The sequence below is a fragment of the Spirosoma sp. KUDC1026 genome, from assembly GCF_013375035.1.
GTDB lineage: Bacteria > Bacteroidota > Bacteroidia > Cytophagales > Spirosomataceae > Spirosoma.
This window is the reverse complement of sequence record NZ_CP056032.1, coordinates 4,963,772-4,977,852: the sequence shown is the minus strand read 5'-3', so window position 1 is coordinate 4,977,852 and position 14,081 is coordinate 4,963,772. Positions and strand designations below refer to the sequence as shown.

Below are 14,081 nucleotides of genomic sequence, written 5' to 3'. Positions count from 1 at the left end.
GGCCGCTCTCCATGAAAGCGGCCTTTACGTTATGCATAGAGAAATGTTCGGTATTTATTGCACGGTATTGCTAGCGGCTTTCGCTGGCGTAACGGGCGAGCCATCCCGAATCTCTTCGGTAGCCGTCGTTACGAGCTGGTCACCTTCGTTAAGTTTACCAAACACTTCCATTTTCTCGTCGGCTTCTAGACCCTTCTGCACTGGAATCCACTCGGCTTTATTGTTCGTTACTTTCACCACAAACACGCCCGTCGAGGAGTTGACAACAGCCGATTTAGGAACGATAAACGTACTGGTGCGCGTTGGCAGCGGAATACTAACTTCGGCGATCATACCGGGCAGCAATTTTTTGTTATTGTTGAGTACGTCAACTTCAACCCGCTCCGACCGGAGCCGTTTATCCAGCGCGCCTGCCTGCCGCTTCACCTGACCCGTAAACTTCCGGTCGGGGAAGGCCTTTACGCTGAAACTGACCGTTTCGTTCTGATCAACGTAACCCGTGTACGCTTCAGGCACCGAGATAACCAGACGGAGTCGTTTCTGCTCGGTCAGCACAAACAAGGGAAACTCTGACCCTTTGCCCGACGGGCCGATGTAAGCCCCCGTGCTGGCGTTCCGGGCGCTGATGACGCCGTTGAACGGAGCCCGGATTTGCAGGTATTGTCGCAGGTCGGCCACTTCCCGGTACGCGGAGCGGGCGGCCTCTAGCTGGGCCAGATCAGCGTTACGTTTGGCCAGGGCCTGGTCGACATCATTCTTCGAGACCGCTCCCGAGAACTTACTGGCTTCCAGAATCCGGTCATAGTTGGCTTTGCTGGCAATGGATAACGCTTCCTGGGCTTTCAGCTTCGACTGGGCCGAGGACAACTGCGCATTTAACTCGGGGGCTTCAGCAACCGCTAGTAATTGCCCCTGCGTTACCTCCGAGCCAATATCGACGTAGAGCGTTTTAATAAAGCCACTTACTTTGGCGTAAATGTCGACGTCCCGATACGCAACCAGTTCGCCCGGTACCTGTAAGGAAGATGACAGTTTACCTTTCTGGAGGGCGAATACTTCGGTGGCTTCCGGAGCGCTATCCGCTTCGGCCACGTCTGCCTTGCTTTCCTGCGAATGGCAACTGGTTAGTGACTGTACAACGAGAAAACTACCGACAACGAGCAGGTTACGAAAAGGGTTAGTTGTTAACCGGTTCATACGAGGAGGGAATGAAAAACTTGCTTTCTTTATCTTCAGGATCGAGTGATACCGACTGAGTCGACGTATTGCCCTGCACCCAGGCAAACACCAATGGCAGCATGTATAACGCAGCAAAGGTCGAGGCAATCAGGCCACCGATCACCGCCCGGCCCAGCGGAGCCGACTGCGAACCGCCTTCACCCAGACCCGACGCCATCGGAATCATACCGACCACCATGGCCACACTGGTCATCACAATCGGACGTAGGCGAACAGAGGCCGCTTCTTTGGCCGACAGCAGGGCGTTGCCGTTCCGCATCCGCAGTTCTTCGGCGTTGGTGACCAGGAGGACGGCGTTGGAGATAGATACACCCACCGACATGATCATGCCCATGTACGATTGCAGGTTCAGCGTTGAACCCGTCAGCAGCAATAAGGTGAGTGAACCCACCAATACGGCCGGAACGGTGCAGAGGACCACCAGCGACACCTTAAACGACTGGAAGTTAGCGGCCAGCATCAGGAAGATGACGACAATAGCCGTGAGCAGTCCTGTCTGAAGACTGTTGAGCGTATCGTTCAGTACCTGGCTCAGGCCCTGAATGCTAACGGTGAGGCCACGGGGCATCTCGCCCAGTGAGTCAATGGCTTTCTGCACGTCAGCAGCCGCCGTGCCCAGGTCCATATCGTTCAGATTAGCGGTAACTGACAGAATAGGGATAGCACCCAGATTGTCGTTTTCGCCGTTTGTGGTTCCTTTTTGCAGCGTCGCTACATCACTCAGCACCGGACGGTTGGTATTGGGCAGCACCGGAATTTCGCCCAGCTCATCAATACTATTCATCTTGTTTTCCGGCACCTGTACCTGAACACTGTAGCTCTGGCTTGATTTGGGATCGATCCAGACGCTTTTCTCAGTGTAGCGCGACGAGGACGTAGACGCAATCAGCGACCGCGAAATGGACGAGATGTCCGTACCCAACTGCGAGGCCCGGACCCGGTCAATGTTAACTTCAATCGTCGGGTAGTTCGTTGACTGACCAATCTGCACATCCCGCAGATACGGAATCTGCTTCAGTTTGGTAATGATCTTGTTCGCGTACTCTTGGTTCTGTTTCTTATTCTTGCCCACCAGCCGGACTTCAATCGGCGTGGGAGAGCCCTGGCTGAGAATCTTGTCGGTTAGTTCGATCGGTTCAAACGAGAGCTTAACGCCGGGTAGCTCTTTTTTCATCCGCGCCCGGAACTCGTCCTTCAACTCATCCATGTCCTTATCAAAGTCGTGTTTCAGGCTGACCTGTAAAACGCCTTCCTGCGGTCCGGCCATGAACAGGTAGATAGGGCTGGTGGAGAACTGCGCACCGTGCATCCCAACCATCGCCGATGTAATCTCGATGTTTTCCTTCCCGACGAGCTTGTTCAGTACGTCGAGGGTTTTCAGCATGGTCGTTTCGGTTTTTTCCAGGCGAGTACCGTCGGCGGCACGGATTCGAACCTGAAACTGCCCCGCATCATTCTTGGGCAATACGTCCCGGCCAATGATGGTAATGAGGATGCCGGCCAGGACGAGCCCCCCGATGACGTAGGTAATGACGATGGGTTTTCGAAAGGCCATCATGCCATCGAGGGCGTTGACAAACCGCATCCGAACCCGTTCGAAAAGGCCGATTTTTCCGTCGTTGTTCAGGTCGGCCCGATGCGCCAGTTTCTCTTTTTCGTGGAGAATATCGTCGTTCGTCTGTCGACCGTTGGCAATGCTGATGCCGTTGGCCTGGCTCAGATGACCGTTGATACCTTCGTGGCCGTTTGCCTTGCCGTTGCTTTTGTGCGGATGCTCTTTCATCATCCAGTTGGCCAGCACCGGTACCAGCGTCTGCGACATCAGGTACGAGGTCACCATAGCGAAACCAATCGCCAGCGCCAGCGGCAGGAACAACGCGCCGGGAATCCCCGTCATGGTGAAGGCGGGGGCAAACACGGCCAGGATACAGAATAGAATCAGCAGTTTGGAGAACGCAATTTCCTTACAGGCGTCCCAGATGGCCAGCGCTTTGGGTTTACCCATGTCCATATGCTGGTGAATATTCTCGATCGTTACGGTCGATTCATCGACCAGAATACCGATGGCCAGCGCCAACCCCGACAGGGTCATGATGTTGATCGTCTGCCCGAAGAGATATAGGAACAGCACCGACGCAATAATACAGGTCGGGATTGTGATGATTACAATCAGCGCCCCGCGCACATCGCCGAGGAAAAGCAGGACCATCAGACCCGTGAGGATGGCACCGATAGCCCCCTCCGTCAGCAGACTTTCCACGGAGTTAATGACGTAGACCGACTGGTCAAACGTATAGGTGAGCTTGACATCTTCCGGCAGTAGCGCCTGGAAGCGGGGCAGGGCGGCTTTCAGGTTCTGAACCACCTCCCAGGTGGAAGCATCGGCCGATTTGGTAATGGGCAGATAGACCGACCGCTTGCCGTTAACCAGTACGTATCCCTGCGTAATGTCGGCGCCGTCCTCAATGGTGGCTACGTCTTTCAGGAACAGGTTCTGTACCGAGCCGGTATACAGGGGGATATTACCGAAATCCTCGATGTTCTTAACGGTCGTGTTGGCAGGGGTAAAATAATTTAAGTCGCCCACCCGGACGTTACCAGCGGGGCTGGCCTGGTTATTTATCCGCAGGGCGGCTACCAACTGATCGGGGGTCAGATTGTGGGACCGCAGCAGGGCCGGATCGGCTTTGATAACAATAGACCGCGAGTTGCCCCCAAACGGGGCCGGAGCAACCAGACCCGGAATAGAGCTGAAACCCGCCCGGACGTAGACATTGGCCAGATCCTGTAGTTCGTTGTTGGTGCGTTTGGGGCTGCTTAGAACCAGTTGACCAACCGGCAGGGTAGAGGCATCGAAGCGGAGAATAAAGGGGGGCTGCGATCCCGGAGGGAAGATGGCCTGCGCCCGGTTGGAGTAGGCCGACACCTCGGCGGCCGCCTGCGCCATGTTGGTGCCCTGGTAGAACGACAGCTTGATCAGCGTCAGGCCCTGAATGTTCTTGGTCTCGATGCTCTTTACGCCCGATACGTAGAGCAGGAGATTAACGTACTGTTTACCAAAAAAAGATTCCATCTGGTTGGGCGTATAGCCTCCAAACGGCTGGGAAATGTAAATAACGGGCAGGTCGAGGTTAGGGAAAATGTCAACTTTGATGTTACGGACGGCATTGATCCCAAAAAAGAATAAACTCGCTACGACCACCAGAATTGTAATTGGTTTTCGCAGCGCGGAGCGAATTAAATTCATAACTCGGTTGAGTTGGGTTAATGGTTTTCAAGAGGAGTCCCCTGACTATATAGCCGGCGGGAAGAAAAGCCAATTTTTTCCAGGAACCGTTATATGACCAGTGATTCGATCCTAAAATTTACGAATTTATTCGGTAAAGCTGCGTTTATACGGCTGATGAGACCTGTCAATTTTGGATCTCACCGATGAAAAAGAACCTTACTTGGGGAGGACCGTTACGAATGGCTGGAAGCAGAAAGGACGTCTGAGCAAGGTGAAGTAGAACGTCGAAACAAAACAAGTAACGGCTTGCCGACGGAAATTCGGCCTTTAAAAAGCCTGGGGATCCGTTCTCTGTTGAGGAAGTCCCTGAATTACTAGCTGTACTAAAGCCATGAAGCTCTTGAAAATCATTCTAACCGGCGCGACCGGCTTTGTCGGGGAAGGTATTTTGCTGGCCTGCCTGGACAACCCGCAGATCGCCGAGGTTATGCTGCTGAACCGGCGGCATTACGACCTGACGCATACAAAACTAAAGGAGTGTTTGGTCCCCAATTTTATGACGCTGGAGGGCGTGATGGATCAACTGACAGGCTACGACGCCTGTTTTTACTGCGCCGGAATTAGCTCGGTGGGCCTGAATGAAGACAAGTACACCCACATTACGTACAATCTGACGATGCACGTTGCCAAAACGTTGCTGGCGCTGAATCCGTCGCTTGTCTTCAACTTTGTGTCGGGGAGCCACACCGACGGATCTGAACAGGGGCGGGTAATGTGGGCGCGGGTGAAAGGAAAGACGGAAAACGCGTTGATGCAGCTGCCCTTCAGGGCCGAATACAATTTCCGGCCGGCCGGTATGGTGGTTTATCCGGGGCAGAAAAACGCCAAAGCGATCTATAACCTGATTATTCGCATGTTGAAGTGGCTCTCGCCCCGGCGGGTTGTTACGTTGCAGGAACTGGCCCAGGCGATGATCAATGCCGTCCGGATCGGCAACGAAAAGCGAGTGCTCGAAATGGACGACATCAGAGCGCTGGCCCTGCAGAAGTTATAGGCGTTGCCTCGCCAGCCTGACAGTATGGAAGTTTTGCCGCCAGCAATGCCACGGTTCTTTATGACGCTTACGCAAGCCGTGGCATTGTTGGCAGAACCCTGCGGTAAATGAACGAGATCCGTTATTGATTCACGAGTTGTGTCTTAACGCTGGCCTGGTCGGCGATGTCTTCGCTGGCGGTTTTCAAAATGACGTCACCGGCTGTCAGATCACCAAATACCTGCGTCTGTCCAACAGCGTCGTCGCCTTTCTGGACCGTTACCCGGACTGCTTTGCCGCTGTCGATTTTCTGAACGTATGTCCGGTCCAGGGAACTGATAATGGCCGATTTGGGGACGTATAAACTCCCTTCGCCCGATGAACTGACGGGTAGTCGAACTGAAGCAAACATACCTGGTTTCAACTTGCCGCCCTTGTTGGGAAAGTCGATCTCGACCAGTTCCGAACGCGTTTCGGGCCGGACGTTATTAGCTACCCGGCTGATCTTACCCGTAAAGGTCTGGTTCCGGAAACTACGCACCGAAAACTGGACGGCCGCGCCCCGGTCAATGTCGCCCAGATACGCTTCCGGGACCGCAATCCGCAGCCGCAGTCGATCCAGCTGTTTGATTTTCAGGATAGGAACACCATTCTGGCCACCCGGTCCCACGAAGGCGCCCGGCGACAGGCGACGGTCGGTGATGACGCCCGTAAACGGAGCCGTTATCTTCAGGTAACTGACCAGTTGCTGCACCGACTTATAGTGCGCCTTAGCGGCTACTACGCCCAGACTATCCGAAATAGCTTTGGTCCGGGCGGTCTCCAGATCGACAGGTGAAATGGCCCCCAGGGTACGGCTGGTACGTAACACACGTAAGAAAATACCTTTGCTGGCTCCGAACGTGGCCTCGGCTGCTTTCACTTTTGAAAAAGCCTCGGTCAGGTTGGCGGTCAATTCAGGCGCTTCCAGTTCGGCCAGCACCTGGCCTTTTCGTACCTGATCGCCAATGTCGACATGCAGAGCTTTCACGTAGCTACTGACCCGCGGATACAGATCAGTCTCGTAGTAACTCTCCAGTTCCCCCGGCAGATTCAGTTCGGAAGTGGGCCGTGACGCAGCGACTTTGATGGTTTCGTAGCGGATTTCTTCGTCGACCGGTGCTTTGTCCATTTCACTTTTGTCGGTCGACGAGCTAGTACACTGACTAAAAAGAAAACCCAGGCTGCCGAGGAGAGCAACAACTAAACCTGGTCGAAGAAAAGAATATGAATGCATAAGGATTGGTCGGTTGATCAGTACGTAAGGGGAACGGCTGGGGATTCGGACAGCGAATTGGTCTTTCCGTCGTAGGTCGTACTGGCTGAATCGTCAGGGTCGAGCGAGGGCGAATCGAAGGTTGTTTTCCGCTGGACGGCCGCGAACACGACGGGCAGAACCAACAGGGCCGCGATGGTGGAAAAGAAGAGTCCGCCGATGACCGCTCGGCCGAGCGGAGCCGTTTGCTCACCCGATTCGCCCAGGCCCGACGCCATTGGAATCATCCCGGCAATCATGGCCAGCGCTGTCATCAGAATGGGACGTAGCCGCGCTGACCCGGCCACCCGGGCCGCCACCCGGGCGTCGCGGTAGCGCAGTCGCAGCGATTCGGCGTTGGTGACCAGCAGCAGCGCGTTGGCCACGGATACCCCCACCGACATGATAATGCCCATGTACGATTGCAGATTCAGCGTCTGCCCCGTTACCAGCAGCAGCGTTAGTGAACCCGCCAGCACGGCGGGTATGCTCACCAGCACGACACTGGCCACCTTGAACGACTGGTAGTTGGCCGCCAGCAGCAGGAAGATGACCACGATAGCCAGTCCCAGCCCAAATTGCAGGCTGCCCAGGGTTTCCTGAAGCAACTGAGCCAGTCCGCGCAGTTCGACCACGGAGCCTTTGGGGGGATCCCCGGCAGCCGTGATGGCTGCCTGCACATCGCGGGTGGCTGTGCCTAAATCCTGGTTGTCAATATTGGCCGATACCGTAATGATCCGGCGGGGGCCAATCCGGTCAAACTGGCCGGGTACGGTCGTTGGTGTGATCGTGGCTACGTCGCCTAGCGTTGGTCGGAGCTGCCCTTTCACCAGCGGAATCGCCTGAATGTCCGCAATAGATTTCATCTGGTCTTTCTCCAGTTGAATCTGTACCTGGTACGCAAAACCTTTCGACTGATCGAGCCACAGGTTTTTGGCCGTAAAGCGGCTGGACGCCGTAGCGGCTACCAGCGACTTAGAAATCTCATCGGTACTCAAACCCAGCTGGGCGGCTCGTTCACGATCTACCTGAATCGACACCGTCGGGTAGTTCAGCGGCTGATTGATCCGGAGATCGCGCAGGTAGGGAATCTCACGCAGGTGGGTCAGCAGCCGGTTGGCGTAATGCTGGCCTTCGGTGAGGTCTTTTCCGCCAACCAGAATTTCGATGGGCGTCTGCGCCCCCTGGCTCATGATCTTGTCGGTCAGGTCGATGGGTTCGAACGATAAGTGGACGTTCGGCATTTTCTGCTGTACCCGTTTCCGGATTTGCTCTTTCAGCCCATCCATCGATTCGACCGTGTACTCGTCGGATAGATTAACCTGCAAAACAGCTTCGTGTGGCCCTGCATTAAAGACGTAGAGCGCACTGGTACCGTAGCTGGATGGGGTCATACCTACGAAGGCCGATGAGATCGCTACGTTCTCGGGGCCAACGATGGCGTCGATCTGTTTAATAACCCGCTTGGTCAGCTCTTCAGTCCGTTCGATCCGTAAGCCCTGTGGCCCTACAATCCGGACCTGAAACTGGTGGGCGTGATTCTGGCGGGGCATCATATCCTGGCCAATCTGCGTGAACCCAACGCCGATCAGCAGGGCGCAAACCAGCGCGTAGACGCTGATAACCAGAATCCGTCGGGCCATCAACCCATCAAGCAGCCGCAGGTATCCCTGCTTGAATCGCTCGAAACCCGTTACCTTTTCTGAATGATCTTCTTCGTACTGTTCCTGTTGTCCTTCTGGCTGATGCGCTACGTCAGGCAACATGCTTTGCTCGTGCGGCTGAGCATGTTCATGGTGCTTCAGCCACCAGTTCGCCACAACCGGCACAAACACCTGTGATAATACGTAGGACACAATGATGGCAAACCCGACCGAGAGCGACAGCGGCAGGAACATGCCCCGTGGTACGCCAGTCATGAGAAAAGCCGGTGCAAAAACCGCCAGAATACATAACGTGATGAGCAGCAGCGGAAACGCCATCTCCCGGCAGGCATCCAGAATGGCGCGGGCCTTCGTTTTGTTGCCCATTTCCAGATGCTGGTGAATATTTTCAATCACGACCGTTGCCTGATCGACGAGAATACCGATGGCCAGCGCCAGACCGCTCAGGGTCATGATGTTGATGGTTTGCCCGGTCAGATTGAGCAGCAGAATGGCTCCCAGAATGGAAACCGGAATGGTCAGGATTACGATCAACGAACTACGCCAGTCGCCCAGAAAGAGCAGCACCATCAGCCCCGTCAGAATGGCTCCCAGGCCACCTTCAACGGCCAGACTGTGCACGGCCTGCGTGACGTAAACGGACTGGTCGAACTCGTACGTGAGCTGTACATCGTCCGGCAGCAGCGCTTTCATTTCGGGCAGCTTATTCTTGAGCGCATTGACGACGCTGATGGTGCTGGCGTCGGCGCTTTTGGTTACCGGGATATACACCGACCGCTTTCCGTTGACCAGCGCGTAGCCGACCATGATGTCGGTGGCATCCTCGACCGAGGCAACGTCGCGCAGAAACACGGTTGGTCCCACTCCTTTGCGCAGCGGAATATTCAGGAACTCAGACACCTTGTCGAGTACCGTATTGCTGGGCGTCATAACGGTGTAGTCACCCATCTGAACGCTGCCCGCGGGCGAAATCTGGTTGTTTTTGACGACTGCCTGCACAATTTCATCCGGCGTCAGCTCGTAGCTCCGCATCCGCTCGGGATCAACTTTTACAACCACGGTCCGTTCGTTACCACCGAATGGGGACGGGGCCGACGCGCCGGGAATCTGGGAAAACAACGGCCGGATGCGGGTAGAGGCTAAATCCTGCATCTCACCCAATGATGCCCGGCGGCTACTGAATACGAGCTGACCCACGGGCAGGCTGGAGGCATCGAAGCGGACAACCGTGGGCGGTACGGTGCCGGGGGGCAGGTAATTCATGACCCGGCTGACCTGATTGGCCACTTCGCCCGATACCTGCGCCATGTTTACGTCTTCGTAGAACGTGCATTTGACCAGACAAAGCCCCTGGATATTTTTTACCTCTACCGCCTTGATTCCCGACACGTAAAGCAGCTGGTTCTGGTAGCGGGTGGCAATAAAGCCTTCCATCTGAGCGGGTGTCATCCCGCCGTACGGTTGGGCAATGTAAATCGTGGGCAGGTTGAGCCGGGGAAAAATATCTACCGGAATCTGCAGCAGGGCCAGCACCGAAAACAGGATAAACCCCGCCAGTGCGACGATTACGGTAATGGGTTTAGCTAAAGCAGCTTTAATCATAACGGTTGAGTTAGCGGGGGAGTTGTTGGAGGAACGAGTCTAAATCGCCGGCCGTAGCCGCCCGCAGCAGCAAGGCGCGCCAGACACTGTTGGTGACCAGGGCCTGGTCTACTTCGGCCCGGTTAAGCAAAGCGCTCGTCTGGGTCAGGGCCTGAATATTGTCCAGCCCCGACTCGTAGCGGGCCTGCGACTGGATGAAAGCCTGTTTGGCACCGTTGAGCTGAAGCGGAGCCTGCTGCGCGCGGGCCTGCGCTAACTGAAGCTGCAGTACCGCGTTCTGACTGGCGGCCTGGATGCTCAGCGCCTGCTGGGCGTAGGTCTGCTGACTGGCGTTGATTCGTTCCTGCTGAGCTGACAGCGCGTATTTCGTACGCCACAAATCGGTCGGTCGCCAGATGGCCGTTACGCCCACAATGTAGTTGAACGAACGGAGCGGCAATCCCGCTCCCAGCGACGGATCAATGCGAAACGTACCGTCGGGCTGCGCCTGTTCGCTGATGCCGGAACCCCGGCCCTGTACTGAACCAAGCACCGAAATCGATGGCCGGGCTGAAGCTTTTAACAAGGTTTCGTTCGTACGGGCAAGGTCGATATTCTTCTGATAAACCCGCAGTTGTGGATGGAGCGCCGGGTTACTGCCGGGCGTGAGCAGCACCTGGGGGAGCTGGTTGTAAAAAACCATTGAGTCCAGTTGCGCAACCGGGTCTGGCTGGCCGATCAGTTCCGTCAGGCGAAGCACCTGCTGCTGCGCCAGTTGCTGGCTTTCCAGGATCTGCAGCCGGGCACGGGCCACTTCGGTATTCGCCACCGAACTGTCGATCCCCGGCCGGAGTCCGCCTTCGGTACTGGCCCGGATGATGCGCTGAAGCCCCTCGGCCCGCTGGAGATTAGCTGCTTGCAGGGCCACCGACTTCTGCGCGTTGAGTGCCAGCAGGTAGGCATCGCAGACCCGAATCTGATGGGTGAACAATTCGCCTTCGTAATCGGCCTGCGCCTGCTCAATGGATAAGCGGGCCTGGTTGCGTCGGGCCTGCCGGCGTCCAAACGTAATGGCCTCCCAATCGACAACCATCGACAGGCCGCTGGTCCAGGCCGGATCGCCCCGGAACCCGTCCGTACGTACTCCAGAGACGGGCAGCTGCAAGCCACCGTTGGAGACGTAAGCGCCCCGCACCTGATTGGACGTAGCGTTCAGTGCCTGTGCCTGCACACCCGCCTGGGGCAAAAGAGACTGGTTGAGCACCTGCGCATCGGCTTCGGCGGCTCGTATGGTCGCTAGTTTTCCGCGTAGACTCGGGTAGTTGGTGCGGGCCAGCTCCAGCGCTTTGTGGAGCGTGAGTACGTCCGTTCCGGTTGGGAAGGTCTGGCCCGACTGAGCCTGGGTGGTATTGTTCCAGCCAGTGCCGATCAGGGTTAGTAGCCCCCATAAGTATAGTATCCCCTTACTCATAAACCTGATAGAATGGATCAGGGACAAAGCTACCGGGCCACCATTAGGAGAATATTAGCCGTAGATTAGTTAATATTAGAATGAATCATCAGGCCCTGGCAGCGGTTATTGACGGCTAGGCTGGTTATAATGGTCTGTTTTTCAAGATAGATAGTTAAGGAGATCAAGAAAAGGAGCGTTTTTGAGAGACAAAGTCAACCCAGAACAGGCTACCCTTTTGTTGATGAGGTTCTGTGCATTTCTATAAGCTAATGGAAAAGCAACCAACTCATAGCAACTGACCAACGAATCGGTTGCCCAGTAAGAACCAGACGAGCTATTGACCATTTACTAATTTGAAAGCCACTCTCCGCATCAACCAGTGATGAGGCTCTGTATATTTAAAAAGCCGCTTTTGTCCTCATGCACTATGCCTACTTGGGTTATTTCCTGGCTGACGCCTTTACTGCTCTGGACGGTCTGGTTTAATGCCACCGCCCAGCCAGCGGACCTCTCCCTACCTGCTCATCAACTGAGTCGTCAAATTGATAGTATTCAGAAAGTCCACAAAATACCGGGGCTGCAAGTACTGGTCTTCACCAAAGATTCGCTGCTTTATCAGCGGTATGCAGGCTTCCGCAATAGCAAAGCCAAAACACCCGTCACCGCCCAAACCCTCTTTCCGGTAGCCTCCATTACCAAGAGTCTGGTCGCCGTGGCCGCCCTGATGCTGGTGCAGGAGGGTAAATTGACCCTCTCCGACGAGGTCGAAAAACTGGCGCCTGAAATCCAGATCGATAACCCCTGGCAAGCGACGGCTCCGGTTCGGATCGCTCATTTACTGGAACACACGGCGGGCTTTGATGACTGGTCCTTTAAAGCCTATGCCTACAATAACCCGAGGGTTTCCCTACCAGAAGGGATCCGCCTTAACCCCGAGTCCCGCCACTGCCGCTGGCAACCCGGTACATTCATGGCCTACAGCAATGCAGGAGCGCCCGTAGTGGCTCGCCTTATCGAGAAGAAAACAAAGCAGGAGTTTGAGTCCTTTGTCCGGCAGCGCATCTTCTTACCCCTGGGTATGCAACATGCCACCTTTCACCAGAATGGAGCAGCCCTAACGGACCTGGCTACGGGGTATGTGGGCGCTGACCAGCAGGAAGCTGCTTACTGGCACCTGTTGGCCAGACCATCGGGGGGGCTGAATGTGTCAGCCTTGGAGCTTATGCCGTTTGTGCAGATGCTGATGGGCCGGGGTGCCTTCCGGGGCCAGCAGCTGTTGGCCCCCGCCCTGGTGGATCGACTCGAAACGCCCCGCACCAGCTTAGCCAGCCAGGCGGGGTGTCAACAAGGTTACGGCCTGGGTACTTTTGTGACGGCTTACCAGGGTCACTTGCTGCACGGCCATGATGGGGCGGGCAAGGGCTTTCGGGCGCATTACCTCTACCACGCAGGACTGGACCGGGGGATCATTTTCCTGATCAACACCGATGGCCCGAGCTTCTTTGCGCTACGCGACGCTATTCTCCAGCGGGTGATGCAGTCGGTACCCCCACACCTTCCCCCGGCGTATGCCTTCTCGAAAGCACAAAAAGAGGCCTGGCTGGGGTATTACCGCCCAGGCTATTTTCGAACTGCCAAGACGGGCTGGTTTCTAGGCTTGACTGAACTGGCGCACGTCGAGGAGGAAAGGGGGCAGTTGATGCTCTACGATGGGCTGGGCAGTGAACCCACCCCACTCCGTCCAATCAGTCCTCAACAGGTGCTGCGATTGGAGAAGCGGGGCTACACCCCATCGCTGACGTTGGTGCACGACGAGACCAACCGGCCTGTGCTGGTGCGCGCATTCGGCGCCGGGTTAAGCGCGAATGCCCTTATCAAAACGTCACTGCTCGGGGCGTGGCTGCCTGTAGTGCTGGGACCCCTGTGCCTATTGCTCATCGTCCTTTGTGTTTTACTGGGCATAGGCTGGCTGGTTGGGGGTATCTGGCGGCAACGCCAAGGTCGCCGGTCAAGTGCCGTTCTGGTACGCACGAGTCTATTGGTGTATGGGCTGAGTTACCTGACGATGGTGCTTGTTTTGGCTGGGGGTGGTGATGAGTTAGGTGTACGCTCACTTCCATCGCTATTGGTGTTTGCGGGCTCGCTGCTGGGCCCCCTGGCGGCTTTAAGCGCGCTGATCAGTCTGCTTCGAAGCTACCAGCAGATTGCCAGCCGAAGCAGCTTAATTTTTATGATTATGGCCGTTAGTAGTGCCTTACTAGTAGTAGGTTACATGGGTGTTTGGGGTCTAATCGGCTTTCAAACCTGGGCCTAAGGGCGGTTGGTCGTTGCTCTTGACCGGACCTCATTCCCATTTTGTTTGCCGTTCAACGCTGGGGTACCGATGGCTATTTAGCTCGCTGATAGACGCCTTATTATTAGGCTTGCCAGGCGAATTTACTGGTACTTGGCTATAGGTGAACACCAAGAAAACTTGTCGTCAGGCTACCTAGCTTGAGCTTGTCAGCCAGTGTTAGAGCCAATTTGTCTTATTTGGCATATCCAATTTGCCATTACGCTGCGGCAGAGGCAGCACACAAAACACCCGA

7 protein-coding genes are annotated in these 14,081 nt (G+C 55.6%); 2 read left to right on the top strand and 5 right to left on the bottom strand.

All coding sequences use genetic code 11. The features are described from left to right. Window positions 1–54: 54 nt before the first annotated feature. Together HU175_RS20815 and HU175_RS20810 are read right to left on the bottom strand one after the other, a co-directional pair. A complete protein-coding gene (locus HU175_RS20815; RefSeq protein WP_176568408.1) occupies window positions 55–1,197 on the bottom strand; it encodes an efflux RND transporter periplasmic adaptor subunit in 1,143 nt (380 codons plus the stop codon). Then, entirely contained in the window at window positions 1,178–4,486 is a 3,309-nt protein-coding gene (locus HU175_RS20810) for an efflux RND transporter permease subunit (RefSeq protein WP_176568407.1), read from the bottom strand. The genes HU175_RS20815 and HU175_RS20810 overlap by 20 nt, the downstream gene beginning before the upstream one ends. 373 nt (window positions 4,487–4,859) lie before the next feature. Between HU175_RS20810 and HU175_RS20805 the strand changes: the two genes are divergently transcribed. Next, a complete protein-coding gene (locus tag HU175_RS20805) occupies window positions 4,860–5,522 on the top strand; it encodes an NAD-dependent epimerase/dehydratase family protein (RefSeq protein ID WP_218037009.1) in 663 nt (220 codons plus the stop codon). 121 nt (window positions 5,523–5,643) lie between these two features. Here HU175_RS20805 and HU175_RS20800 read toward each other — a convergent pair whose 3' ends face one another. From HU175_RS20800 to HU175_RS20790, 3 genes are read right to left on the bottom strand one after another with little or no spacing between them, the layout of a single operon-like run. Beyond that, window positions 5,644–6,777: an efflux RND transporter periplasmic adaptor subunit gene (locus tag HU175_RS20800; RefSeq protein ID WP_176568406.1), complete on the bottom strand. Its 1,134-nt coding sequence runs from the start codon at window positions 6,775–6,777 to the stop codon at window positions 5,644–5,646. Between the two features lie 17 nt (window positions 6,778–6,794). After that, entirely contained in the window at window positions 6,795–10,061 is a 3,267-nt protein-coding gene (locus tag HU175_RS20795; protein WP_176568405.1) for an efflux RND transporter permease subunit, read from the bottom strand. A 10-nt stretch (window positions 10,062–10,071) separates the two neighbouring features. Beyond that, on the bottom strand, window positions 10,072–11,511 hold the full coding sequence (locus HU175_RS20790) for a TolC family protein (protein WP_176568404.1): 1,440 nt from the start codon (window positions 11,509–11,511) through the stop codon (window positions 10,072–10,074). A gap of 409 nt (window positions 11,512–11,920) precedes the next feature. Here HU175_RS20790 and HU175_RS20785 point away from each other — a divergent pair, with 409 nt between their 5' ends. After that, the gene (locus HU175_RS20785) at window positions 11,921–13,807 is read left to right on the top strand and encodes a serine hydrolase domain-containing protein (RefSeq protein WP_176568403.1); all 1,887 of its coding nucleotides are present in this window, start codon (window positions 11,921–11,923) and stop codon (window positions 13,805–13,807) included. Window positions 13,808–14,081: the final 274 nt, after the last annotated feature.

What these genes read in the sequence shown, in the direction of transcription:
- HU175_RS20805 (WP_218037009.1), top strand. Translation starts at nt 4,860, where the DNA reads ATGAAGCTCTTGAAAATCATTCTAACCGGCGCGACCGGCTTTGTCGGG.
- HU175_RS20785 (WP_176568403.1), top strand. Translation starts at nt 11,921, where the DNA reads ATGCCTACTTGGGTTATTTCCTGGCTGACGCCTTTACTGCTCTGGACG.
- HU175_RS20815 (WP_176568408.1), bottom strand. Translation starts at nt 1,197, where the DNA reads ATGAACCGGTTAACAACTAACCCTTTTCGTAACCTGCTCGTTGTCGGT.
- HU175_RS20790 (WP_176568404.1), bottom strand. Translation starts at nt 11,511, where the DNA reads ATGAGTAAGGGGATACTATACTTATGGGGGCTACTAACCCTGATCGGC.
- HU175_RS20795 (WP_176568405.1), bottom strand. Translation starts at nt 10,061, where the DNA reads ATGATTAAAGCTGCTTTAGCTAAACCCATTACCGTAATCGTCGCACTG.
- HU175_RS20800 (WP_176568406.1), bottom strand. Translation starts at nt 6,777, where the DNA reads ATGCATTCATATTCTTTTCTTCGACCAGGTTTAGTTGTTGCTCTCCTC.
- HU175_RS20810 (WP_176568407.1), bottom strand. Translation starts at nt 4,486, where the DNA reads ATGAATTTAATTCGCTCCGCGCTGCGAAAACCAATTACAATTCTGGTG.